16 protein-coding genes are annotated in these 25675 nt (G+C 32.4%); 13 read left to right on the forward strand and 3 right to left on the reverse strand.

Translation table 11 applies throughout. The features are described from left to right. Positions 1 to 250: 250 nt before the first annotated feature. From Q4548_RS12765 to Q4548_RS12785, 5 genes are all read left to right on the forward strand, one after another. Positions 251 to 1840, forward strand: a complete 1590-nt coding sequence (locus Q4548_RS12765; protein WP_303455662.1) for an alpha-L-fucosidase — start codon at positions 251 to 253, stop codon at positions 1838 to 1840. 1114 nt (positions 1841 to 2954) lie between these two features. Beyond that, positions 2955 to 6209, forward strand: coding sequence for a TonB-dependent receptor (locus Q4548_RS12770; RefSeq protein WP_303455663.1), 3255 nt, complete (start codon positions 2955 to 2957; stop codon positions 6207 to 6209). Positions 6210 to 6220: 11 nt separating this feature from the next. Continuing rightward, positions 6221 to 8113: a RagB/SusD family nutrient uptake outer membrane protein gene (locus Q4548_RS12775; RefSeq protein WP_303455665.1), complete on the forward strand. Its 1893-nt coding sequence runs from the start codon at positions 6221 to 6223 to the stop codon at positions 8111 to 8113. A 27-nt stretch (positions 8114 to 8140) separates the two neighbouring features. Further along, a complete protein-coding gene (locus tag Q4548_RS12780; protein WP_303455666.1) occupies positions 8141 to 9358 on the forward strand; it encodes a DUF5000 domain-containing lipoprotein in 1218 nt (405 codons plus the stop codon). 25 nt (positions 9359 to 9383) lie between these two features. After that, complete coding sequence (locus Q4548_RS12785; protein ID WP_303455667.1) at positions 9384 to 10103, forward strand: DUF4998 domain-containing protein; 720 nt, start codon at positions 9384 to 9386, stop codon at positions 10101 to 10103. 90 nt (positions 10104 to 10193) lie between these two features. On the opposite strand, the gene Q4548_RS12790 is transcribed toward Q4548_RS12785, so the two are convergent. Beyond that, a complete protein-coding gene (locus tag Q4548_RS12790; protein ID WP_303455669.1) occupies positions 10194 to 11381 on the reverse strand; it encodes an AIR synthase related protein in 1188 nt (395 codons plus the stop codon). Between the two features lie 247 nt (positions 11382 to 11628). Between Q4548_RS12790 and Q4548_RS12795 the strand changes: the two genes are divergently transcribed. The 8 genes from Q4548_RS12795 (at position 11629) to Q4548_RS12830 (ending at position 22858) form a co-directional block, all read left to right on the forward strand. Continuing rightward, positions 11629 to 12645 carry a glutamine synthetase beta-grasp domain-containing protein gene (locus Q4548_RS12795; protein ID WP_303455670.1) on the forward strand — a complete coding sequence of 339 codons (1017 nt, stop codon included), beginning with the start codon at positions 11629 to 11631 and terminating at the stop codon, positions 12643 to 12645. Positions 12646 to 12775: 130 nt separating this feature from the next. Continuing rightward, positions 12776 to 13351 carry an RNA polymerase sigma factor gene (locus Q4548_RS12800; RefSeq protein ID WP_303455671.1) on the forward strand — a complete coding sequence of 192 codons (576 nt, stop codon included), beginning with the start codon at positions 12776 to 12778 and terminating at the stop codon, positions 13349 to 13351. Between the two features lie 111 nt (positions 13352 to 13462). Next, positions 13463 to 14446, forward strand: coding sequence for a FecR family protein (locus Q4548_RS12805; protein ID WP_303455672.1), 984 nt, complete (start codon positions 13463 to 13465; stop codon positions 14444 to 14446). Positions 14447 to 14518: 72 nt separating this feature from the next. After that, positions 14519 to 15955 (forward strand): carboxypeptidase-like regulatory domain-containing protein, encoded by a 1437-nt coding sequence (locus tag Q4548_RS12810; RefSeq protein WP_303455674.1) that lies wholly within the window; start codon positions 14519 to 14521, stop codon positions 15953 to 15955. A gap of 6 nt (positions 15956 to 15961) precedes the next feature. After that, positions 15962 to 17893, forward strand: a complete 1932-nt coding sequence (locus Q4548_RS12815; RefSeq protein WP_303455675.1) for a hypothetical protein — start codon at positions 15962 to 15964, stop codon at positions 17891 to 17893. 26 nt (positions 17894 to 17919) lie between these two features. After that, on the forward strand, positions 17920 to 19449 hold the full coding sequence (locus Q4548_RS12820; RefSeq protein WP_303455676.1) for a SusD/RagB family nutrient-binding outer membrane lipoprotein: 1530 nt from the start codon (positions 17920 to 17922) through the stop codon (positions 19447 to 19449). Positions 19450 to 19507: 58 nt separating this feature from the next. Then, the gene (locus Q4548_RS12825; protein WP_303455677.1) at positions 19508 to 21010 is read left to right on the forward strand and encodes a calcineurin-like phosphoesterase family protein; all 1503 of its coding nucleotides are present in this window, start codon (positions 19508 to 19510) and stop codon (positions 21008 to 21010) included. A gap of 180 nt (positions 21011 to 21190) precedes the next feature. Beyond that, positions 21191 to 22858: an FAD-dependent oxidoreductase gene (locus tag Q4548_RS12830; RefSeq protein ID WP_303455679.1), complete on the forward strand. Its 1668-nt coding sequence runs from the start codon at positions 21191 to 21193 to the stop codon at positions 22856 to 22858. Between the two features lie 152 nt (positions 22859 to 23010). Here the strand turns inward: Q4548_RS12830 and Q4548_RS12835 are convergent, their stop codons facing one another. Both Q4548_RS12835 and Q4548_RS12840 read right to left on the reverse strand, forming a co-directional pair. After that, complete coding sequence (locus tag Q4548_RS12835; protein ID WP_303455681.1) at positions 23011 to 24585, reverse strand: DHA2 family efflux MFS transporter permease subunit; 1575 nt, start codon at positions 24583 to 24585, stop codon at positions 23011 to 23013. 4 nt (positions 24586 to 24589) lie between these two features. Continuing rightward, on the reverse strand, positions 24590 to 25672 hold the full coding sequence (locus tag Q4548_RS12840) for an HlyD family secretion protein (RefSeq protein ID WP_303455683.1): 1083 nt from the start codon (positions 25670 to 25672) through the stop codon (positions 24590 to 24592). Positions 25673 to 25675 lie beyond the last annotated feature (3 nt).

Raw genomic sequence — 25675 nt, forward strand, 5'->3', positions numbered from 1 at the left:
GGAGAGCATATCAATGTAGCGGAATCTCATCCTGAGAAAGTAAAAGAACTAAAGCAATTGTTAATCAAACAAATTAACGAGGGAAGGAGTACACCTGGAAAAGTCCAACAAAATGATGAGATTGATTTTCCTTGGGTACAGGCCGCTTTTATTGCAAAATAATCTTTGTTGAAGGAAAAGCATAAATGTATTTGTTTAGTCAAATGTAAAGACATACAAACGTTTATTAATAAAACAATTAAAAGTATTTATGAAAAATATAATTATAGGAATTCTAGCTAATATTTTAGTTATTCAAGCTAGTTTTTCACAAGAAAAAAAATGGAGTGAGACAGAGGCTGAAAAGGAAGAAAGAATGGCTTGGTGGTCTGATGCGAAGTTTGGAATGTTTGTACATTGGGGAGTTTATTCTGCTTATGGAGGGGAATGGAATGGTATTGATTATGGTAAAGAAATGGGGGGAGGAAGTGCTGAATGGATTTATCTTTTAGCGGATATTCCTAAAGAAGAATATGAAAAAAAAGCACAGCAATTTAATCCTGTAAATTACAAACCAGCAGCGTGGGTTAAAATGGCTAAGGATGCCGGTATGAAGTATATGGTACTAACGACAAAACATCATGATGGTTTTGCTATGTTTGATACAAAAGCTTCTGATTGGAACATCATGAAATCATCTGCTTATAAAAAAGACTTGTTAAAAGAATATATAGACGAATGTCATAAACAAGGAATGCGTGTTGGTATTTATTATTCACATGAAAAAGATTGGTATCATTATAAGAAAGTAAGAAGAAATGGAGCTGAAATACCTGAGTCTTATAAAAAAATAGTAAAAACTCATTTAGAAGAATTACTGACCAATTATGGACAAATTGATTTGATTTGGTTTGATATGGGGGTGAAAAGACATGCCAATTTAAATCAAATGTGTTATGATATGGTTAGGAAATATCAGCCAGATTGTATTGTTAGTAGCCGTATAGGAAATAATCTTGGAGATTATGAAAATTTAGGAGATCGTGAATTAGCATCTCCAGGTTCAGAAGGGTATCTAGAATCAATAATGACTTTAAGGCATAATTGGGGATATGATAAAAATGATGCTAATTGGAAGCCTTCAGAAGAGGTCATCTCAATGTTGTCAAAATGTGCTTGTAGAAACTCAAATTTTTTATTAAATATTGGTCCTGGACCTGATGGATGTTTTACTCCAGAAGAAACCGTTCGTTTAAATAATATTGCAGAGTGGACCAAAGTAAATGGAGCATCTGTTTATGAAACCAAAGGATCTCCCTTTAAGGGAGAGTATAAGTGGGGTTCTATAACTACCAAAAAACAAAAGGTTTATTTGCATCTTTTTGGAGAGAAAAATAAAATAATTAATATAAATGGTCTTAAAACCAAAATAAATAAGGCTTATGTATTAGGTGCTAATACAGCTGTGATTTTTACTCAAAACATAGACAAAGCAACTATAGCAGCTACTATTCCAAATGAAGCTTACAAACAAACAATACCTGTGATTGTATTAGAACTGAATGGTGAGTTAGAAGTAGATTTAGAAAAAGGACCAACATGGGTTCCTCCAAGTATACATCATACAAATCGTAAAGCAACTACAGGAGTTTTACTTGAATCTGATGGTGTTAATTTTGTGCTAAATAATGATAAAAAACAACAGTCATTTCGTTTAAATGAAGAAGTACAATATCGCATTAATGATCATGGAAACATTCAACTAGTTCCAGGATTCAATCTTACAAAAAACAGTAAATATAAGGTTGTATCTACTACAGGAAATGCTTCTGTTGTAGAGATTATTACATTGATGAAATAGTTTAAATATTTAAAATACATGGTGTTGTGTTTTTATAAAATTATGTAGTTGCTATTGTAAACTCCACTTTTTCAATACTTAGGTTTTATAAAAATTATGGACATTAAAAACACAAGCATAGCTTAAATCTACAAATGTTTAATTGTTTTTTTAGAGGAGCGCTGCTATTTATTTATACCAACAAAAGGTTAAGGCTCTAAAACAACTTATTCAAAGCGGTTGTTTTAGAGCCTTAATTATTTTATAAAGTACCTACGGTTTGTTTTAAGAGTAGAGTTAGAGAGTTTAAAAATATTTGCAATGGTTGTTTTACTATTTCATGGGTACATTTCACGATTAAAATTACACTGTTTAGAGATAGAATTAAATTCTTTATGTGTTCTGTAAGGAATAATATTCACGCTTATAAAACTTTTTTAAGTAATGTAATTTACATGTGATTCTTAATAATTATCAATAGAATAGTATTTTTTACATTGATGAATTCATCAAAAATAGAAACCCCTACAATATTAAAATTAGCAACTCTTAAATGTATCAAAGAATATTGCTATATAAATTATTTATAACAAAATAGCTTTTTTAATCATTGCATTTTAAATGATTGAATAGAGTTTGGTGTTTTGTTAAATATTTGTTTTTTAAGTGTTTAGGTATTGCTTGAATCGACCATGAAAGATGAAGTAAAGAAAAAAAAAGATGAGAGCAATTCTTTTCATTTAGTTGCCTGCATATTTGTACAGGTCTTTAAGATAAAATCACATAATTGACCTTTATTTAGTTGAAAATACATTTAAAAACATTTTTTGTTGAGTATTTTTTTTGTTTTTAAGCTTTTTTTAAAGGAATTGTTTATTTGGTGGTGTGATTAGGGTTTTAAAGGTTGGTTAACTTTTGTTTGTTTACTGGGGTTTTGGGTAAACGTAAGTTTGAATTTAGGGGTGGTCATCAATGTCAAAAAATATATAAAGAATAGAATAAATAAAATTTAATAAAACAATCAAAAAAATAAAAATAAATGAGATAAAACTAACTGAAAACAACTTAAAACAAGATAGCTATAATGAACAAATAGCTTTTAGAAACTTAAACTAAATTTTAAACTAAAAAAGATATGAATAAATATTATTCTTTAATTCCTCCATTAGGAATGAATAAACATCACCGAATAAAAATGATGACATCATTAATGTTATGCACTCTTTTATTTGCCAATGGGTATTCTTTTGATAATGTAATCAATAAAGAAGTTCTATTAAATGGAGTTAATGGTAAAAACAATATTAAAAAATTACAGTCATCAATTACAGGGGTAGTTCTAGATCGTACAGGTATGCCTCTACCAGGAGTAACAGTTCTTATTGAAGGAACATCTATTGGTACGCAGACAGATTTTGATGGGAATTTTGTGATTAAAGCATCAAAAGGAGATGTTTTGGTTTTTTCATACATAGGTTACAAAACACAAAGTCTTACAGTAGGTTCAGGTAGTATTATGAACGTTACAATGCAAATAGATACAGAGGCTTTAGAAGAAGTTGTAATTGTTGGGTATGACAAACAAACCAAAGAAAGTTTGGTTGGGTCAATTACTCAAGTTAAACCTAAGGAATTAAAAATACCATCTAGTAATTTAACAACTGCTTTAGCAGGTAGAGTAGCAGGAGTTATTGCTTTTCAGGGGTCAGGAGAACCGGGAGAAAACAATGCAGATTTCTTTATACGTGGAGCGACTACTTTTGGAATTCGACAAAGTCCATTAATCTTAATTGACGGAATTGAGTTAACTACAGATGATTTAGCACGTCTAAATCCTGATGATATTGAAAGTTTTTCAGTATTTAAAGATGCAACAGCAACAGCTATTTATGGAGCTAGAGGTGCAAACGGTGTAATTGCAGTTACTACAAAAACAGGAGATATTGGAAAACCAAAAGTAAGTATTAGGTTTGAGAATACTTTTTCAGAAGCAACACAAAATATCAAATTGGCAGATCCTATTACTTATCTAAGATTGCATAATGAAGCAGTAAGAACAAGAGATCCATTAGGAATTTTACCATATGCTCAAAATAAAATAGACAATACATTAGCTGGAGACGGTAATCCTTATGTTTATCCTGTTACTGATTGGCAAGAAGAATTGTTGCAAGACTATACAATGAACCAAAGATTAAACTTTAATGTTTCTGGTGGGGGTAAAGTAGCAAGATATTATGTGTCTGCAGGTATATCTCAAGATAATGGTATTTTAAAAGTTGATGAAAAATCTAACTTTAACAACAATATAGATTTAAAGCAATATTTTGTAAGATCTAACATCAATATAGATTTAACAGAAACTACTGAAGCAATTATTAGATTAAATACTACGGTAGATGATTATACAGGACCTATACCAAGTGGTAGTCAGGTGTATAATATGATCAATCGTACCAATCCAGTAAGGTTTCCAGCAACTTATGCACCAGATGCAGCAAATGAATTTACAGAACACCTTTTATTTGGTAACGATGAAGAAGGGAATTATTTAAATCCTTATGCAGAATTGGTAAGAGGATATCGTGAGTACAGTAGATCTCTTAATGTTTTACAAGTAGAATTAAAACAAGATTTAGGAGGTTTAGTTCCAGGTTTAAAATGGCGTGCTTTGGCCAATTTAAACAGAACATCTTCTTATGGAATTAATAGATCGTATACTCCTTATTACTATGACATGGGATCTTACAACCCTATGAACGATAGTTATGTCTTAACTCCTTTAAATCAGGAAACTGGTACAGAGTTTTTAACATTTAGTCCTAACGATACAGATCGTCTGGTTAGATCTGTAGGGTATGTACAAACATCTTTAAATTATGCACATAAATTTCATGACAAGCATAGTATATCCGCATTGTTAGTAGGTATCATGCGTCAAGAAGTAGATGGTAATGCATCAGATTTACAGTTGTCTCTTCCTAATAGAAATATTGGGGTATCTGGACGTTTTACGTATAATTATGATAAGAGATATTTTACGGAATTTAACTTTGGTTACAATGGTTCTGAAAGATTTGCAGACAATAATAGATTTGGTTTTTTTCCCTCTTTTGGAGCTGGATGGGTTATTTCAAACGAAAAATTTTGGAAGTTTGATTTTGTAAATAGATTAAAGTTAAGAGGTTCTTATGGTATTGTTGGTAATGATGCTATTGGGTCTAATGCAGATAGGTTCTTTTATTTGTCTAATGTGAATTTGATAGATAATTCTAAAAAAGTACAATTTGGTACAAATGGAGGATTTAGTAGTTCTGGAGTTTCAATTTCTCGTTATGCAAATCCAGAGGTGACATGGGAAAAAGCTTACAAACAAAACTATGGTTTAGAAGTAAATATGTTAAGAGATGCAATTCAGTTTCAAGCAGAGGTGTTTAAAGAGCGTAGAACAAATATTTTACAAACTCGTAGTGATATTCCTTCGTTATTAGGATTGCAAGCTGATATCAAAGCAAACATTGGAGAAGCAGAATCACACGGTTTTGAGTTAAGCTTAAAAGTTAATCATCAGTTTAATAAAGATTTATGGTTAGAGTTTAATGGGAATTATGTAGACTCTAAAAGTAAATTCGTGAATTATGAAGAGCCTGATTATGCAAGTGCAGGTATACCTTGGAGAGCTAAAACAGGACAATCATTAAACCAACCTTATGGATTAATAGCTGAAAGACTTTTTGTTGATGAGGCTGATGTAGCAAATTCACCAGTTCAAGATTTTGGTGAAGTAATGGCTGGAGATATTAAATACAAAGACATAAATGGAGATGGTGCAATTACTAGTTTAGATATTGTTCCTATTGGAGAGTCTACGCAACCAGAGGTTAGTTATGGATTTGGTTTCTCATTAGGATATAAAAAGTTTGATATTTCTGCCTTCTTTCAAGGTTTAGATCGTTTCTCTTTCTTTATTGATTCAAAATCGTTGTCACCTTTTGCTGATACAGATGCAGGAGGAGATTATTTAAACAATTTAGTTGCTGAAAATCAAATTTTAGAAGCCTTTGCAGATAGTCACTGGTCTGAAGAGAATCAAGATATATATGCACTTTGGCCAAGATTATCAACTTATGCAGTAGCCAACAACAATCAACAGAGTACTTGGTGGATGCGTGATGGTGCTTTTATGAGATTAAAATCTTTAGAAGTTGGTTACAATATAAAACCTAAAAAAGGAGGTTTTTTTGGAAATGCATCTATTAGAATGTATGTAAATGCAAATAATTTAATTCACTGGAGTAAGTTCAAGTTATGGGATCCAGAACTTAGAGGTAACGGGTTAAATTATCCATTACAACGCAAAGTGAATTTAGGTATTAAAGTTAATTTGTAATATTAAGAACAATGAAGACACAAAAAATAAAATATTATATAACATCTCTGTTAGTAGGATGCTTGTTTGCATGTGAATCTTATATAGATGTTGTACCAGATAATTTACCGACAATAGATATTGCTTTTAATAGTCGTGTAAACGCACAACGATTCTTTTATACATTATATAGTTATATGCCTCAGCATGCAAACATAAGTCAAAATCCAGCTTTTTTTGGAGGGGATGAGTTATGGTTGGATAGAGAGAAGGCTATAAGCGATGTTGGTTCACAATTAACTAGAGGGTTTCAGAGTGTAACATCACCTAAGTATAACCATTGGAGTGATATAGATTTATTTGTAGCTTTAAGAGATTGTAATATCTTTTTAGAAAATGTTTATAAACCTCAGGATTTAGATGAAACGGAAAGAAGTAGATGGATTGCCGAAGCTAAATTTTTAAAAGCGTATTATCATTTTTGGTTGTTACGTATGTATGGAGCAATTCCTACTATTGATACCAATATAGATGTAAGTTCAGGAATTGGTGATGTACGTATAGAAAGAGATAAAACAGATGATACTGTTAATTATATTGTATCATTATTAGATGAGGCTATAGAAGGGTTACCTCCTTTTATAAGTAGTACTACAGATGAATTAGGGCGTGCTACAAAGCCTATGGCCGCAGCTGTTAAAGCAAAAATTTTAGCATTTGCAGCAAGTCCTTTGTTAAACGGAAACACTGCGTATGCTAATTGGGTGAATAATGCTGGAGAGCCTTATATAAACCAAACATTTGACATTACAAAATGGGAAAAAGCAGCAGTAGCATGTCAAGAAGCTATTGATTTGTCTTTAGCAGGTGGACATGCATTATACAAATCTACCGGTTCCGCTATGTACACATTGTCAGATTCAACTTTAACTAAATTAAGCATTAGAGGAGCAATTTCTGATAGATGGAATACAGAGGTTATTTGGGGAAGTTTAATGCCTAGTGGAGCGAGTATTCAAAGTCATGTTTTTCCAATAGCTCAACCTGATGTTAGACCAGAGGAATATGCTAAAGTACCAAGAGATTACTCTCCTACGTTGCGTATGGCTGAATTGTTTTATTCAGACAACGGTGTGCCTATTGAAGAGGATGTGGACTATGATTATGCAAATAGATATGAGGTGAAAAATGCTGGAGATGATGACAGTTATTATATTGAGCCAGGATATACCACGGCAGCATTGCATTTTAATAGAGAGCCTAGATTTCATGCAAACTTGTTTTTTGATGGAGGTAAAATTTATGGTCAAGGAAGGTTTAATGATAAAGATCTATATACTTATAAAGCTAAGAAAGAACAATCAGGATCAATAATTACAGGAACTAGCCGTAACATTACAGGGTATTTACCTAAAAAGTTATCAGGTGTTAACGATGTTTTAAACAGTAACTTTATTCCAGAAGCTTATCCTTGGCCAGTTATTAGGTTGGCAGATATGTATTTATTGCATGCAGAATGTGTGAATGAGGCTTACGGACCAAGTGGAGAAGTTTACACTAGTTTAGATATTGTAAGAGAAAGAGCAGGTTTAGATGGTGTTTTAGAATCATGGACAGATCACTCTAACAATCCATCAAAACCAAATACAAAAGAAGGATTGAGAGAGATTATTCACCAAGAGCGCTTGATAGAATTAGCATTTGAAGGACACCGTTTTTGGGATTTAAGGAGATGGCTAAAAGCGCATGAGTATTTAAACAATTCAGAAATTAAAGGATGGTCTGTAGATGATGCCACAGTAGAAGGGTACTATCGTGTAACTATCGTTGGAGAAACTAAATTTTTACAAAAAAATTATTTCTGGCCAATTGCAGAAAGTGATATTATTCAGAACCCTAATTTAGATCAATCGCCAGGTTGGTAAAACAGTATTAACATTAAAATAAAAATTATGAAAAATAGATTTATTGTGATGTCTTTATGCTCTGCACTTTTATTTAGTTGCCAAGAAGACACCGTAAGATCACTTGTTGCTAATGATGGAAAAGCACCTGGATTAGTAGAGAATGTAATGGTTGAAAATTTAGCAGGAAGTGCAAAATTGACTTATAATTTACCGAGTGATAATGATCTACTATACGTAGAAGCTGAGTTTAAAAGACAGAGTACAGGAGAGGTAAGTAGAGTTAGATCTTCTTTGTTTAATAACAACTTAACGGTTCAGGGGTTTGGAGAAGAAAAAGAGTATGAGGTAAGTTTGTTTACCGTTGATCAAAGTGAAAACAGGTCAGAGTCAGTAACAACAATTATAAATCCAGAAAAAGCTCCATATAAATATGTTGCTGAAAGTCTAAGAGCTTTTGCAGATTTTGGAGGGATACATATTTATTGGGAAAATCCATACGAGAGTAATGTATCTATAGAAATTTCTGCCATTAATGAGTTTGGTGTGCCAGAAGTAGTAACCGTTCTCTATACGTCGGAAATAAAAGATGATTTTGCTGTTAGAGGGTTTGATACAACTGAACGTACTTTTCAGATAATAGTTAAAGATAGATATGATAATATAGCTGAAGCAGAAATGTTTACGGTATCTCCACTTTTTGAAGAGTACTTAGATAAAGTAAATTATAAAGCGATTGTACAACCACATGATACTCCTGAAGGATTTGGTTGGGTATTAAGCAGACTTTACGATGGGCTTCTTAATAAAGGGTATTTATCTCTAGCAACTTGGACAGATCCTTTAGGTGGTTTGCCAGAGTATGAGGGTCAAAATGTACCAATGTTTACTTTAGATTTAGGAGTTAAAGCTAAAATTAGTAGAATTAAATGGTTCCAAAGACAGAATAGTGGTAACGATTATATTTATGCGAATGGTAATCCTAAAAACTTTGATATCTGGGGAAGTAATAAGTTAAATCCTGACGGAAGTTTAGATGGTTGGGTAAAAATAGTAGAAAATGGAGAAATTATAAAACCATCTGGTTTGCCATTAGGAACGTTTACTACAGAAGATCTTGAAGCAGCTGCCCTAGGACATGATGCAACTGCAGATGCATCAGCAGAACCAATCCGTTATATTCGTTGGGTAAACAAATTAAATTGGGCTGGAACAACTTTTATGCACATTATGGAGCTAGAAGCTTATGGACAAATAGTTGAATAAATTTATCAAATAAAAAAATAAAAATATGATCATAAAAAATATAAAATCATTTACTAATACTGCTCTATTAGCGGTATTAGTAATGTGTTGTTTTTCATGTAGTACTGATTTGTACGACACTTACGATGAATATTCAGAAGGAGAAATTGCTAATGTTGGAAAAGCAGAAGGTATCTATGCTGTTCAAGGAAACGGAAGGTTGTCTTTCGTGGTTGCTATCAATGCTGATCCAAAAATAAAAAAAGGATTCATTACATGGAATGTAGGGGAGGATCAAGAAAGTTTTGAGATAGATCGCACTGTTTTTCAAAACGAAAATATAGAGGTAGAGGTGGTTGCTGAAGAAGGTTTGTATGAGTTTGAAGTATATTTAGAAGATGCTTCAGGTAATAAATCAATAAGCACCTATTATATTGCAACCATTTTAGGAGAGGAGTATAGAGCTTCTTTAGCAAATAGAACTGTTGTGTCTGTTGATGCAAATTCTGACACGGAAGCTTTAATCACTTGGGAAGAAAATGTTAACAATGAACTACTTGTAAAAACAGAAATAACATATACAGATAGTCAAGATTTAACAGAAAAGACAATAGTTGTTGATGCTTCAGAAACAGAGACAATTGTTCCTAATTTTCAAACGGAAGGTACTTTTAGTTATGTATCAACTTATAAAGCATCTGCTGAATCTTCAGATGTTTTTGTAACAGATGCTACTGAAGGAACATTTTCGGTAAACATTGATTAAGTATTGGGCTAATATTTATAAAAAGAGGCTACTTTCAAGAATATGAAAGTAGCCTCTTTTTTTTGTATCTAACTTAAGATAATATCTTAATTAATAATCAAAAGTACCATAAGGACTTGTGATTGTAAGTGATTTTTTACCTTCGTTTTTAGGAGTTTCTACATGACCAATAATCTGAGCATCAACATCAAATGATTTAGAAATAGCTATAATTTCTTTGGCAATTTCAGCAGGTACGTAAATTTCCATTCGATGTCCCATATTAAAAACTTGATACATTTCTTTCCAATCTGTACCAGAGTTTTCTTGAATCAATTTGAACAAAGGCGGTATGTCAAATAAATTGTCTTTTACTATGTGTAAGTTTTCTACAAAGTGTAAAATTTTAGTTTGTGCACCACCAGAACAGTGTACCATTCCGTGTATTTGTTTTGGGGTGTATTTTTCTAAAATAGCTTTGATAATAGGAGCATAGGTTCTTGTTGGAGATAGTACTAATTTACCTGCATCAATAGGAGAACCTTCAACAGTATCTGTCAATTTTGTGTTTCCAGAATATACCAATTCATCAGGAACAGCAGCATCAAAACTTTCAGGATATTTTTTAGCTAAATATTTGTCAAAAACATCGTGTCTAGCAGAGGTCAATCCGTTAGATCCCATTCCTCCATTGTAGCTTTTTTCGTAAGAAGCCTGACCAAAAGAAGCCAATCCTACAATAACATCACCAGCTTTTATGTTGGCATTGTCAACTACATCTGAGCGTTTCATTCTTGCAGTTACGGTAGAATCTACAATAATGGTACGAACCAAATCTCCAACATCGGCAGTTTCTCCACCTGTGGAATGAATGGTAACACCAAATCCTTTCAATTCAGCTAACAACTCTTCAGTTCCATTAATGATTTCAGAAATGACTTCACCAGGAATTAAGTTTTTGTTACGTCCAATGGTAGATGAAAGCATGATATTATCTGTTGCACCTACGCATAACAAATCATCAATATTCATAATTAAGGCATCTTGTGAGATCCCTTTCCAAACAGATGCATCTCCTGTTTCTTTCCAATACATATAAGCTAAAGAAGATTTTGTACCAGCACCATCTGCATGCATAATCAAACAATAATCATCGTCATTGGTTAAGTAATCAGGGACTATCTTACAGAAAGCCTTAGGAAATAATCCTTTGTCTACGTTTTTTATTGCGTTGTGAACATCTTCTTTAGAAGCCGATACACCTCTTTGACTATATCTTTTACTTGTTTCAGAACTCATATATAGTGGTTAATTGTTTTAAATTTAATAAGGTGATGCAAATTTAGGTATTTGATTTGTTGTAACCATATTATTTTTTAAGAACCTATAGATATGATAAAAAACAGTTTAGCGATTGTGTTAAGTCATTCATGAAATAAAAAAAAACGTACTACGTAAAAATACGTAGTATTTGGATTGGCTGTTTAAATATTTATTTTATATTTGTTACTGTTAAGTAAAAAAGAAACTTTTATTAAATATAATTATGGCTAAAATTAAATTAGAGTATATCTGGTTAGACGGATATTTTCCAACCCAAAACCTAAGAAGTAAAACTAAAGTTGAAGAACATGAAAACTTTCAAGGTACTATTGAAGAATTAGGAAACTGGTCTTTTGATGGTTCATCTACAAAACAAGCTTCTGGTGGAGCTTCTGACTGTATTTTAAAGCCTGTAGCTATTTATCCTGATCCAGCTCGTATCAATGGTTATTTAGTAATGACTGAAGTATTAAACGCTGATGGAACTCCTCACGAGTCTAACGGACGTGCTACTATTGAAGATGACAATGATGATTTCTGGTTTGGATTTGAGCAAGAATACTTTATTATGGATTCTGATACTGATTTACCTTTAGGTTTCCCAAGAGGAGGTTATCCTGCTCCACAAGGAATGTACTACTGTTCAGTTGGAGGTAGATACACTCACGGTCGTGATTTAGTTGAAGAGCATGCTGATTTATGTATTGAAGCTGGATTGAACTTTGAAGGAATTAACCAAGAGGTTGCTTCTGGACAATGGGAATTCCAATTGTTTGCAAAAGGTGCTAAGAAAGCTGGAGATGAAATCTGGGTAGCTAGATACTTATTAGACAGATTAACTGAAGGAAGAGGAATGTACATTGAGTACCACCCTAAACCATTAGGAGATACTGACTGGAATGGTTCTGGAATGCACGCTAACTTCTCTAACTCTATCTTAAGAACTTGTGGTTCTAAAGAAAAATATGCTGAGATTTGTGAAGCTTTCCGTGATGTAGTAGATGAGCATATTTCTGTATACGGAGAACATAACGAACAACGTTTAACTGGTAAGCATGAAACTGCTGCTATTACTGATTTCTCTTGGGGAGTTTCTGATAGAGGAGCATCTATCCGTATTCCAATTATCGCTGTAGAAAAAGGATACAAAGGATGGTTAGAAGACCGTCGTCCATCTTCAAACGGAGATCCATATAAAATTGCTGCAGTTATTGTAAAAACAGTTTCAACTGTTAAATAATTAATAGCATACAATTTTTTTTAAAAGCCCTGCATTTATGCAGGGCTTTTTGTTTTCTGAAAATTAGACATAACTAAAAAATAATATTAAGTAAATATAACTAGTGTTTGTATTTTAGTTCTTTGTTCTTATGCGAAAAGTAGTGAGACAAATAGATAAAAAAGACTTGATCAAAAGAGTGAAAAATTCCGATCAACAGGCTTTTCAAATCTTATACAATTACTATTTTTCAAAAGTTTATGCTTTTTTAAATTCATTAAATTTATCCACATATGCTGATGATGTGGTTCAAGAAACTTTTGTAATTCTATGGAGCAAAAGAGAAGATTTGGATGAAGAAAAATCATTTGAATCATATTTGTTTACCATTGCTAAAAATCTAGCATTAAAATCTTTAAGGAAACAAATTGTGTATCAGTTAGAAGAAGATACAGAGGTTTTAGAACATAAAAGTTCTTTGGTTGAAAACGATGCTTTTCCAGATGACGTGGAAAAAACATATGTGAAAATACTGTCTAAATTACCCGAAAGAGCCAAGGTTGTTTTTGAATTAAAACGTATGTATGGTTGGTCTACAGATCAAATTGCTGAACATTTAGATATTGCTCCTAAAACAGTAGAAAATCATATGAACCGTGCTTTAACCATTTTAAAAAAAGAAATGAATAGCATGTCTTTGTTGGCTATTTTACTTTTTTCAAAATAACTTTCGTAATGTAAAATTCCCTTTTACTTAACCTTTTGTTAACTATTTCTGATTGGGTGTTTTTACTCAATTTAAGCTATTACTAATGTAACATAACAGTAGATAGTTTAGATGAAATTGATAGAAGAGTATAAAAACAAAATTGAAAATGGAACCGCTTCTAAAAAAGAATTACAGGCTTTTTTAGAGTTGTTAAAAGATTCAAATGATGAGAATCTAAAAAGTTGGTTTCAGCAAAAATGGAATGCAGCGATGGAATCAGACGTTGTGGAATTGCCTAAGCAACAATTGATTTGGGATAAAATTAGTAAAGAATTGGGGTTTGTTTCAGAAAACAAGAAGTCGAAATCCAAAACAAGAAAATTAATTCCATACAAATATATTGCTGTCGCTTCTATCTTATTGGTTTTAGGAATCACATATCTGTTTCAAAACAATGCTCCAACATATATAACTTTAACGGTTGCTAAAGGAGAGGTTGCTAAAGTGTTTGTATTGCCAGATAGTACTAAAATTTGGTTGAATAGTGCTTCTACGTTGTCTTATCAAAAAAACTTTACCAATCATAGAAATTTAAAACTTGAGGGAGAGGCTTATTTTGAAGTTTATAAGAATAAAACAGCTCCTTTTAAGGTGAATTTCTGTGACAATTTGTTAAAGGTTACAGGAACTAAATTCAATATATCTTCTTATAACAATAATGATTTTACGAGCGTTCATGTAAAAGAAGGAAGTGTTGAAGTGTACAACAAAAGGGTAGATACTACTCTATTAACACAAAATAATTTATTATTGATTGACAAGCTAAAGAATAGGCAAGTCAAAAATGTAGTTGATTTTAAGGAGAATGTGTTGTGGAATCAAGAAAAATTGGTTTTTAAAAAGTCAAAATTATCACAAGTTTTAAAAGTTTTAGAACGTAGATACAATGTGGTTTTTAAATACAATTCTAAGAACATCAACATGAGCAGTTTGCTAACAGTTCAGTACGATACAAATATGACTTTAGAAGAAATATTAAAAGGATTACAAATTTTAACCCCCATAGAATATGACAGAATAGACAAAAAAACAATCAAGATTTATCAAAACTAAAAAAGAGGAGAGTAATCAGCTTGCCGGCATAGATTTAAACACTCCTCTAAACTTTAATTCAAACACAAATTTATGAAAAATTTTATTTGCCGTAACCAACTATGCTTACTAATCTCATTTTTATTGAGTTGGACATTTTCGGCACAACAAACAAACACAAAAGATTTAGACATCATTAATGTAAAAACAGGAAGTTTAGAATCCATTTTTAAACAAATAGAAACACAAACTTCTTTTTCGTTTGCTTATAACAATCAAGAAATAGATGAAAATCAGTTGATTGAGGTAACAGAATCCAAACAAAAACTGACAACATTTTTCAGTTTTTTGAAAACTCACTATCAAATTTCTAGCAATAAAATTGGGAATGTAATTTATGTTACAAAACTGAAATCAATGAAAAAAGCAATTTCTGATAAAATTACAGGAATTGTTAAAGGAACCGATGGAGAGCCTTTGTTTGGGGCAACTATTTTAAACAGGCAATCAAATAGAGGAGTTACTGCTGATTTAGATGGAACATTTTCTATGGATGGTATAGAAAAAAATACCATGTTGGAAATTTCTTTTATGGGGTACAAATCTGATGAACTAAGAGTGACTCAAGGTAATTTTTATACAATTGTTTTAAAAGAAGAAAGCAATCAATTAAATGAAGTGGTTATTACTGCTTTGGGAATTAAAAGAGAAGAAAAAGCACTTGGTTATTCCGTACAAAAAGTTGAAGGAAACACTTTAGAAACGGTAAAAGGTGTTGATGTTGCTACATCTCTTACAGGAAAAGTTTCAGGACTGTTGGTGCAAAATAGTACGGAATTTTCTGAAGCTCCAGAAATTACACTTAGAGGAGAAACCCCACTTTTGGTTATTGATGGAATTCCTTATGGAAATATGAGTTTAAGAGATATTTCATCAGACGATATTGATGAAATAAGTGTTCTTAAAGGTTCTACTGCTGCTGCCTTATATGGGTATAGAGGAGAAAATGGAGCTATTATGGTTACTACTAAAAAAGGAAGTAATCATAATGGTGTATCTGTGGCTTTTAATACAGGTGCTATGTTTAGTAATGGTTTTTTAGCCATTCCAGAAATGCAATCAACTTTTGGACGTTTGGTTAACACAAGCACTAATACATACAATGCAAAAGGACAAGGTTCTTGGGGTGTAGAAATGGCAGGACAAGATGTTATACAATGGGATCCTATTTCAAAAAGCTATAAAGAAATGCCTTATTTACCTATTGGAAAAAACAATTTTGAGAACTTTTTAGAACAAGGATATATTACCAATAACAGTTTAAGTATTGCTAACAAAGGAGCACTAGGTAGTTTAAGATCATCGGTTACTTGGGTACAAAACAAAGGGCAATATCCAAATTCTATGTTCGATAAATTTACGTATAGTTTGGGAGGAGAAATGGAGTTGGATAAATTTAAATTATCAACAAACATGTCTTACAACAATCAAAAATCACCAAATATTGGTTTTAGTGGTTATACAGGTTAGGATCCTATGTATAATTTATTGGTTTGGTCTTCTCCGGATTATGACATTAGAAATTACAAAGATTATTGGTTGGTAGAAAATGAATCTCAAAATAATAGTTACACATCTACCAACAACAACCCTTATTTTGATAGATATGAAAGAGTTCACAGCATAGATAGAAATATTTTTAACGCTTCATTATTTTTAGAGTATGAAATTGCTTCTTGGTTAAAAGCTTCATTGAGAACAGGAGTAGATACCTATAACAATCAAGAAGAAATTAGAATTTCTCAAGGTTCTTTACAAGGAGCAGGAGCTTCTACAGTTATTAAAGGAGGAAGTCAAATATGGGGAGCTTCCAAAGATGGTTCTTACAATGTAGGACTGAGCAAAGGAAGTAGTATAACCAGCGATTTTATTTTATCAGCCAATAAAAAAATAAAGGACTTTACTTTTGATGGATTTGTAGGTGGTTCTATTTATTACATTAAAGATGAAGGAATTCAAGCAACTACAGAAGGAGGATTGAGTATTCCGGGTTACTATTCTCTAAATGCATCGGTAAATCCAATTGATGTGATTTCTATTGTAAGTCAAAGACAAGTAAACAGTGTTTATGGTAAAGTAGGAGCTACATGGAAAAACACTTTGTTTGTGGAAGGAACGTTAAGAAACGATTGGAGTTCAACGTTACCGTCTTCTAGTCGCTCATATATGTATCCATCCGTATCCACAAGTTTTGTGTTGTCAGAATTATTACCTAAAACAGATTGGTTGTCTTTCTGGAAAGTGCGTAGTTCTTGGTCAACTTCTAAAACACCTCCAGGAGTTTATAGTATCAATTCTGTTTACAATGTAACTAACGGAGCATGGGGAAGTTTAAATTCAGCATCTTACCCATCAACTATTAGAGGAACAGATGTAAAACCAGAAGGTTCTACAACTTATGAAGTAGGTACGGTTTTAAATTTTTATAAAAATAGATTTTCTATTGATGCTACCTATTATAGTAAAAGAAGTTACGACTTTTTAGAACAGGCAAGTATTAGTTCTGCTTCTGGTTATAGTTCTAATTATGTAAACACAGAAGAAGAAATTACTAGAAAAGGAGTAGAGATTACAGCAAATGTTACACCAATAAGAACCAAAAATTGGAGATGGGAATTGGCTTTAAATTGGTCTAAATATGCAAGATATTATACCAAACTAGATCCTGTTTACTCTGTAGATCAACCCTGGGTAAAAGAAGGAGAAAGAGTAGATCATTTTGTGTTGAATGAATTTGAAAAAGATGGTGAGGGAAATATAATCCATAGCAACGGATTGCCATTGTACTCATCTTACAACTCTTTATATGGATATTCTGATCCTGACGCTATTTGGGGATTAAACTCATCATTAAAATATAAAAACTTCAGATTAAATGTTTCTGTAGACGGACGAGTAGGAGGAATTATAGCTTCTACTACGGAGGCTTATATGTGGAGATCCGGAAACCATCCAGACTCTGTAGTCCCAGAAAGATTTTTAGATGCAAGTACAGGAACTAGTAATTATATAAGTGATGGAGTAAAAGTAGTGTCAGGAAGTGCTACGTACGATAATTACGGAAATATTACTTCAGATGATAGAGTTTATGCAGCTAATGATGTTGCTGTTACCTACAAAGAATATGTAAATAGAGTTCATAAAAACTCAGCGTGGGGTGGTAGTCCATCAACTTTAGATGCAAAAGATGCTACTTTCTTTAAAATTAGAGAAGTTTCTATGACCTATGATTTGCCTACCAAAGCAGCAGCTACTATTGGAGCCAAACAAACCTCTATTTCATTTATAGGACAGAATTTGTTGTTATGGTCTAAGGATTTTAAGTTTTCTGACCCTGATGGAGGAGTGGAGAATTTTTCAGATCCGTCAGTAAGGTATATGGGAGTAAACATAAAAGCTACCTTTTAATTTATTAATGACTTAAAAAAGAAAACATGAAAATTCAAAATAAAAAATATAGTACTGTAATAGCAATTTTTGTATTGCTGTTTACAAGTTGTACAGAGTTTGATGAATTAAATACAAACCCTAATACAACAACCGTGGTAAGTGCTTCCATGTTGTGTACAGATGTTGTGTTAAGTGTAGCAGAGTTTAATGGAGGAGATGCTAAATCTTATATTTCGGACAATGCTTTGGCAAAATATGTAGGTTATGCTAACGAGGGACAAATGGCTACGCAATACAATAATTTAGGAAATGGTAGTTTTGGTTTGATGACTATTTTGCCTACCATTGAAAAGATGATAGAATATGCTGAAGATAGCCCCATGGAAAGTTCATACAAAGGAGTTGCTAAGTTTGTAAGAGCTTATATGTTTTACAAATTAACTATGAAAATGGGAGATATTCCATATAGTGAAACTGGTGGAGGAGAGTTAGGGGTATACAAACCTAAATATGATGAACAAGAAGAGATTTTTGAGCAAATTTTAGAAGAATTAAGTCAAGCTAATCAATTGTTTGCTGATGGAGTAACTTTTGATGGAGATCCAACACCTTATAATGGAGATCCAGAAAAGTGGAGAAAAGCAACGAATGCTTTTGCTTTAAAAGTATTGATGACTTTAAGTAAAAAAGAAGGAAATAGTAGTGTTGAAATTAAAAACAGGTTTTCAGAAATTGTTTCAGAAGGAGTTTTGTTAGAGAGTACTACAGGTTATTTTGGTTTGGAATATTCTAGTTTAAACAAACATCCTTTGGCTGGAACCAATGATATTTTTACTAGTAAAACTATTTTAAGTGAATTGTTAGTAGAGGAGTTAAAAAACTTAAATGACAGACGTCTGTTTTATTTTGGAGAAGCAGCAGGAGCAGAAATTACAAGTGGAAAATCGGCTTCGGATTTTGATGCTTATGTAGGAGTTGATACTTCTATAGAATATGCAGTTATGAATGCAAATCATAATGCAGATGTATATTCTTTATTAAATGAAAGATATTTAAATGAAGATGCATCGGAACCAAGAATGTTAATTACCTATGCAGAACAACAACTTATTTTGGCAGAAGCCTTAATCAAAGATTGGATTTCTACAGGATCTGTTCAAACTTATTATCAAGAAGGAGTAAGTAGTATTTTAGGTTCTTTTATAGGTCGTAGTCTAGGAGAAACAAATGGAGTAATCATAGATCAAGCTTATATTGATACTTATTTTACAGGAGAAGCAGCATTAAAAACAGATACAAACGATCAGTTAGAGCAAATTTGGATGCAACGTTATTTGTTAAATTTTATGCAAGATTCTGAATCTAGTTATTTTGAATACAGAAGAAACGGTTATCCTGAATTTCCAATTGATGCGAATACAAGTCTAAATGATAATAGTAAGTCTACCATTCCATTAAGATGGTTGTATCCTACTACAGAAACAAGTTACAATCAACAAAACTTAATAGAAGCTTTAGACCGTCAGTTTGATGGATTTGATGAAATCAACAAAGTAATGTGGTTGTTAAAGTAAAATTTAAATATCAAGTCTGTTTGTGTTTTTCAAACAGGCTTGATCTAATTATATCATCATGGAAAACAGAAGAAATTTTATTAAAAAACTTGGAATCGTAACAAGTTCAATTCCTTTTATTGGAGGTATTCAAACTTCTTATGGAGCCAATTTATTTCAAAACGAAGAACGCTTTTTAGGGTTAAAAATCAAAGGAAGGGTAGTGTCTGGTTCAAAAGGAATATCAAAGGTTGTGGTAACAGATGGTCGTACCTTGGTACAGACAGATAAAAACGGAGAGTTTGAAATTAACAGTGCAAATGATGTAGATTTTGTGTATATAAGTTTGCCTGCGGGTTATGAAATAGATCAGTTAAAAAACGGATCTGCTAACTATTTTAAAAAGGTAGATAAATTTAAAAAAGAACAGTTTTTTACTTTTGATTTAGAGCCACTTAAAGAATCAGATAAAGAGCATCATTTTTTATTATTGGCAGACCCTCAAATTCAGAACGAGTATGAAGCTGAACAATTAATTAATGTTTCTACTCCAGATTTTATAGAAACCATTAAAGATTTAAAAAAATCAAATTCAAATGTATTTGGAATTGGTTGTGGAGATTTGGTTTTTGATCATTTAGAGTTGTTTGAAAGTTACAATACTTCTGTAAAACAGATGGATGTTCCATTTTTTCAAGTGATAGGAAATCATGACATGGATTTAGGAAATAGAACTGATGAAATGACAGCACAAACATTTAATACACAATACGGACCTACTTATTATTCTTTTAACAGAGGAGATGTACATTATGTTACGTTAGATGATGTCTTTTTTATTGGAGTAGATAAACAATACATAGGATATGTAAATGAACAACAATTGGCTTGGTTAGAAAAAGATTTAAGTTTTGTAAAACCAGGAACAACCGTTATTGTATCTCTTCACATTCCTACCTATACAGGATCGGTAACAAGGCATCCTGAAAAAAATCATATGGGGGGAACGGTTAGCAACAGAGCTCATTTATACAAATTGTTGGCACCATTTAATACGCATATCATGTCTGGTCATACCCATTTTAATGACAACATGGTTTTGGCAGACAATTTATACGAACATTGTCATGGAACTGTTTGTGGTGCTTGGTGGAGTGGACCTATTTGCTTTGATGGAACACCTAGCGGATATGCTGTGTATTCTGTTAAAGGTTCAGAATTGTCTTGGTATTATAAATCTTTTGGAAAAGACAAATCACATCAATTTAGAGTGTATCCTAAAGGAGAAAATAAAGAATTTAAGGAGGAGTGGTCTGTAAATGTTTGGAATTGGGATCCTGAATGGAAAGTAATGTGGTATGAAAATGGGAAACTAAAAGGAGATATGATTCGTATAACTTCATTAGATCCTTTAAGTATTAAATTACACAAAGGACCTAAATTACCAGAAAGAAGAACATGGGTAGAACCACAATTAACAGATCATATGTTTGTGTTTAAACCAAGCAAAACTGCAAAAACAATAAAAGTAGAAGTTACTGATAGGTTTGGTAATGTTTACTCTCAAGAGTTTAAAAATTAATCTAGAGTTAAAAATACAATAAGGAAACCTCTCTGAAGTAAAATTAGAATATTTTACCCCAGGGAGGTTTTTCCATAGTTTACGATAATTTTATATAAAATACTATTTTATCCTTTATGTGACTTTTGTTACTGTGAATTTTCTATTCTGAGTTTACTTTTACAGTAAATTAATCTAAGCATGGAAACAAAAATTATCGTTATAGGAGGGCTTTCAGCAGGACCTTCTGCTGCAACAAAAGCAAGAAGAGAAAATGAGAAAGCAAACATAAAATTGTTTGAAAAAACAAGTAATATTAGTTACGCAACTTGCGGAATACCTTATGCGCTATCAGGTGTTATTACTTCTAGAGATAAATTACTGGTTGTTGAAGCTGATTTACTAAAACTAAGATTTAATGTAGATGTGCATTTGGATGAAGAGGTACTAGAAATATTACCAAAAGAACATCAGGTTGTTACTACAAAAGCTACTTATGATTATGATAAATTGGTCTTTGCTACGGGTGCTAAAACCATCATTCCAAGAGTTCAGAATTTAGAAAAAGCAAGCAATTGGTCTCCATGTAGAACACTAGAAGACTTTGATAAAATAATGCAAAAAGGAGCAATTGATACAGCTGAGCATGTAACGGTTTTGGGAGCAGGTTTGATTGGAGTAGAAGTTGTAGAAAATTTGATAGAGTTAGGTAAAAAAGTAACCTTAATAGAAGGGGGTGATGGAATTTTACCTATGTGGGAAACAAAATTTAGAAAATTTGCTCAGAACACTTTGGAACAACATGGTGTAGAGGTAATTACCAATACGTTTGTAAATGAATTTAAGGTTGAGCAAGGTAGAATTGTAGAAATTCCACTGGTTGACAAAAAAATAAAAACAGATTTTGTATTGATGAGTGTGGGAATCAAACCGAGTACAGAAATGTTAACCATAAAAGGTGCGGAACATATTGCAAATGGTGCTCTAAAAGTAAATGAGAAAATGGAAACTTCTTTACCAGATATTTATGCTGCTGGAGATTGTGCAAGCATTAAAAACACAATTACTCAGGAACATGACTATTTGCCTTTAGGAACTCATTCTAACAAAGGAGGAAGAACAGCAGGAGCCAATGCAGCAGGAGGAAATCAAATTTTTAAAGGAGGTTACAAAACAGCAATCATCAAAGTTTTTGAAAACACGTTAGGAAGAACAGGTTTGAATCCTGATTTTATGAAAAAACAAGGAATTTCGTTTGAAACCAATTTGATTGTTGCAGGAACAACCCCAGGATATTATCCAAATCAAAAAGATGTTATTTTAGAAACGTATTATTGTCCTACCACAGGAAAAATATTTGGTTGTGAAGCATTTGGAGCTCATGGAGTAGACAAAAGAATTGATGTAATGAGTACAGCCATTTACGCAGGATTGACCATCGAAGATTTATCTAATTTAGATTTGGCATATGCACCTCCATTTTCACCAGCAAAAGATCCTGTAGTGGTAGCGGGGTTTGTGGGTACGAATGCTTATCAAAAGACATATGTAGAAATTACTGCGGAAGAATTAATGGAACATCATGAAATAGGAGCAGATTTTCAATTGATAGATGTACGAACAAATGATGAGGTTGACAAAATGGGAATGATTCCTAATAGTACTCACATTCCGTTAGACACTCTTAGAAATAGTACTTTAGAAATGTTAGATACTAATAAAGAAACAATTGTTTTCTGTGCAAAAGGGATGAGAGGTTATTTGGCTTCTCTGCAATTAAAAGATAAAGGGTTTAAAAATGTTAAAAATTTATCAGGAGGATTTATGGTTTGGAGTTTATTAAATCCTATAATTAAAGCAAAGAAGTAGTTTCAAAAACTAAAAGAGAAATCTTGTCTTGTATTTAGAAAATATAAAAATTGTATATAGGTAAAATAATACCCCTAGCGATGTCTGTAGTCACTAGGGGTATTTGGTTTAAAAATATAAAAAATAGTATGTCTTATAAAAACTCATCATTGTTAATGAACAGAGGAAGTATCAATTTTTCCAGCCCCTTTTTTAATCAATAATACAAAAGGAATACACAGTAGAAACAAAATACCTAAGTACAAAAAGATATCCATATAAGACAATACCGTGGCTTGTTTTAATACAGACATTTCCATTAATTTATAAGATTTTGAGATGGATTCATTGATAGAGAATCCTTTACTCATAAACATGTTTCTGTAAGCTTGTAATCTTTCTTGAACTTGTAAGTTTACAGCGCTAATATTAGGTAGTAAATTTATTCTGTGTTGTTCTGTAAATCTGGCAATCATGGTAGTGATAATAGCAATACCAAAAGATCCTCCTAATTGTCTTGTCATTCCTGTAAATGCAGCACCATCTCCAATGTCTTTTCCTACCAAAGTAGATAAGGATAGGGTTGTAATTGGCACAAATAACAATCCCAAACCAAAACCTCTAACCACTAATGGCCAAAAGAAATGTTCTGTTCCTGTATCTGGAGTCATTACTACATACATCCATAAACTATACACAAAGAAGATGACAAAACCGCCTGTAACCAAATATTTTTGAGGGACACCATTTTGTAATAATTTTCCAATAATAGGCATCATTAAAGCGGTGGTGATAGAGCTTGGAACTAATAACAAACCTGCATCTGTGGCGGTAAACCCTAAAACTGATTGTGTGTAAATGGGAATGATAAAGGTAGAACCATACAGTCCAAATCCTAAAATAAAAGTCATCATTGTACCAATTCTTAAGTTGCTATCTTTCAATACACTTAAATTCACAATAGGATGTTCGTACACCAATTCTCTCCAAATAAACAATATCAACCCAAAAAAAGAAGCAACAGATAAAGTGATAATGAGAGAATTGTCAAACCAATCGTCTTGCTGGCCGTGTTCTAATACAAACTGTAACGAACCAATAAAAGTAGCTAGCAATACAATTCCAATCCAATCTACTTGTTTTGCTTTTAGTTTTTCTCCATATTTTGGGCTTTTCACAAACAAAATAGTTAAAATGGTTGCAATAATTCCAATAGGAATGTTGATGTAAAATATATAAGGCCAAGCATAATTATCAACCAAATACCCACCTAAAGGTGGTCCTAATGTAGGTCCAACAATTACCCCCATTCCATAAATAGCTTGAGCCATTCCTCTTTTGGCAGCAGGGTAACTTTCTGTAATAATTGTCTGTGCTGTTACTAGTAAAGCACCTCCACCCAAACCTTGTACAAATCTAAAAGCGACCAACTCCCAAATATTGTCTGCGTTACCACACAAAAATGAAGATACCGTGAAAATAACGATGGAGGTAGCAAAGTAATTACGTCTCCCAAATTGTTTAGACAACCAACTTGTCATCGGAATAATGATTACGTTGGCAATTGCATAGGCTGTAATTACCCAAGCAACATCTGTTAACGTAGCACCTAAACTACCTTTCATATCATTCAAAGCCACGTTAACAATAGTAGTATCTACAATTTCTAACAGTGCACATAAAATGGCTGTAATGGTAATGATGACTCTGCGGTAACCATACTCTACTAAACTGTCTTGATCTTGCATAAACTTATTTTAAATGTACATCGGTGATGGCATTCATACCTGAACGTAATTTTACCAATGCTTCTTTGTTATTATTTTCTGTAAATTCAATTTTTACAGGCAAACGTTGAATGGTTTTTACAAAGTTTCCGGTAGCATTGTCTGGAGGCAATAATGAAAATTTGGCTCCAGTTGCAGGTGAAAAAGTAGTGATGACTCCTTCAAATTCTTCATTAGGATATGCATCTACTTTGATTCCAACTTTTTGGCCTTTTTCCATTTTTTCTAATTGCGTTTCTTTAAAATTGGCAACCACCCATTTGTTTTTTGTATTGATCAAATAAAACAATGATTGTCCTGGTTGTACAAACTGTCCTTCCTGTAAGGAAACAGCTGACAATTGTCCAGAAATGGGTGCTGTAATTATGGTGTAATTCAAATTTAACAAAGCAGCATCCAACATAGCTTCTGCACTTTTTACATTGGCTTGAGCAACGGCTACTTGTTTGATAGAAATATCAGTTTGTGAAGTAGCTGCTGATTTTTGACGAGTAGTAGCAGTTTTTTGATTTTTTAACACTCTTAATTGGTTTTCTGCTTCTTGTTTAGCAGCCAATGCTTGCTCGTATTGTTGTGCTGTAATGGTATGACTTTTATACAAATTATGATAACGTTCAAAATCATTTTGTGCTCTCCATAATTTGATTTCTGCAGATTTAATAGTTTCTGTAGCAGTATTTACTTGTGCTGTAGCTGTAGCGGTATTTGCTTGGTAAGAATTGATACTTGCTTCTGCAACTGACAAAGCGCTTTGTGCTGACAATAATTTAGCAGCTGCTTGTTCTTTTTGTACCAAATAATCTCTATTATCTATTACAAACAAAGTATCTCCTTTTTGCACTCGCTCATTATCTGATACATATACTTTTTGAATGTACCCTCCAACATGTGGAATGATAGGGCTCATGTGTGCTTCAATATGAGCATCATCTGTTTCTTCGTGTGATAATGAGTGAATAAATTTATAGCCTCCATATACCACCCCAATAACTACAATTACAGAAATAATAGCGATGAATTTTTTGTTGATTTTTTTCTTTTGTTCCATGGT

Origin of the sequence: Wenyingzhuangia sp. 2_MG-2023 (assembly GCF_030548295.1) — a bacterium.
Taxonomy (GTDB): domain Bacteria; phylum Bacteroidota; class Bacteroidia; order Flavobacteriales; family Flavobacteriaceae; genus Wenyingzhuangia.

Coding starts and splice junctions, on each gene's coding strand:
- Q4548_RS12835 (WP_303455681.1), bottom strand. CDS start 24,585: ATGCAAGATCAAGACAGTTTAGTAGAGTATGGTTACCGCAGAGTCATC.
- Q4548_RS12805 (WP_303455672.1), top strand. CDS start 13,463: ATGAAATTGATAGAAGAGTATAAAAACAAAATTGAAAATGGAACCGCT.
- Q4548_RS12815 (WP_303455675.1), top strand. CDS start 15,962: ATGTATAATTTATTGGTTTGGTCTTCTCCGGATTATGACATTAGAAAT.
- Q4548_RS12800 (WP_303455671.1), top strand. CDS start 12,776: ATGCGAAAAGTAGTGAGACAAATAGATAAAAAAGACTTGATCAAAAGA.
- Q4548_RS12810 (WP_303455674.1), top strand. CDS start 14,519: ATGAAAAATTTTATTTGCCGTAACCAACTATGCTTACTAATCTCATTT.
- Q4548_RS12765 (WP_303455662.1), top strand. CDS start 251: ATGAAAAATATAATTATAGGAATTCTAGCTAATATTTTAGTTATTCAA.
- Q4548_RS12780 (WP_303455666.1), top strand. CDS start 8,141: ATGAAAAATAGATTTATTGTGATGTCTTTATGCTCTGCACTTTTATTT.
- Q4548_RS12790 (WP_303455669.1), bottom strand. CDS start 11,381: ATGAGTTCTGAAACAAGTAAAAGATATAGTCAAAGAGGTGTATCGGCT.
- Q4548_RS12775 (WP_303455665.1), top strand. CDS start 6,221: ATGAAGACACAAAAAATAAAATATTATATAACATCTCTGTTAGTAGGA.
- Q4548_RS12770 (WP_303455663.1), top strand. CDS start 2,955: ATGAATAAATATTATTCTTTAATTCCTCCATTAGGAATGAATAAACAT.
- Q4548_RS12825 (WP_303455677.1), top strand. CDS start 19,508: ATGGAAAACAGAAGAAATTTTATTAAAAAACTTGGAATCGTAACAAGT.
- Q4548_RS12840 (WP_303455683.1), bottom strand. CDS start 25,672: ATGGAACAAAAGAAAAAAATCAACAAAAAATTCATCGCTATTATTTCT.
- Q4548_RS12795 (WP_303455670.1), top strand. CDS start 11,629: ATGGCTAAAATTAAATTAGAGTATATCTGGTTAGACGGATATTTTCCA.
- Q4548_RS12820 (WP_303455676.1), top strand. CDS start 17,920: ATGAAAATTCAAAATAAAAAATATAGTACTGTAATAGCAATTTTTGTA.
- Q4548_RS12785 (WP_303455667.1), top strand. CDS start 9,384: ATGATCATAAAAAATATAAAATCATTTACTAATACTGCTCTATTAGCG.
- Q4548_RS12830 (WP_303455679.1), top strand. CDS start 21,191: ATGGAAACAAAAATTATCGTTATAGGAGGGCTTTCAGCAGGACCTTCT.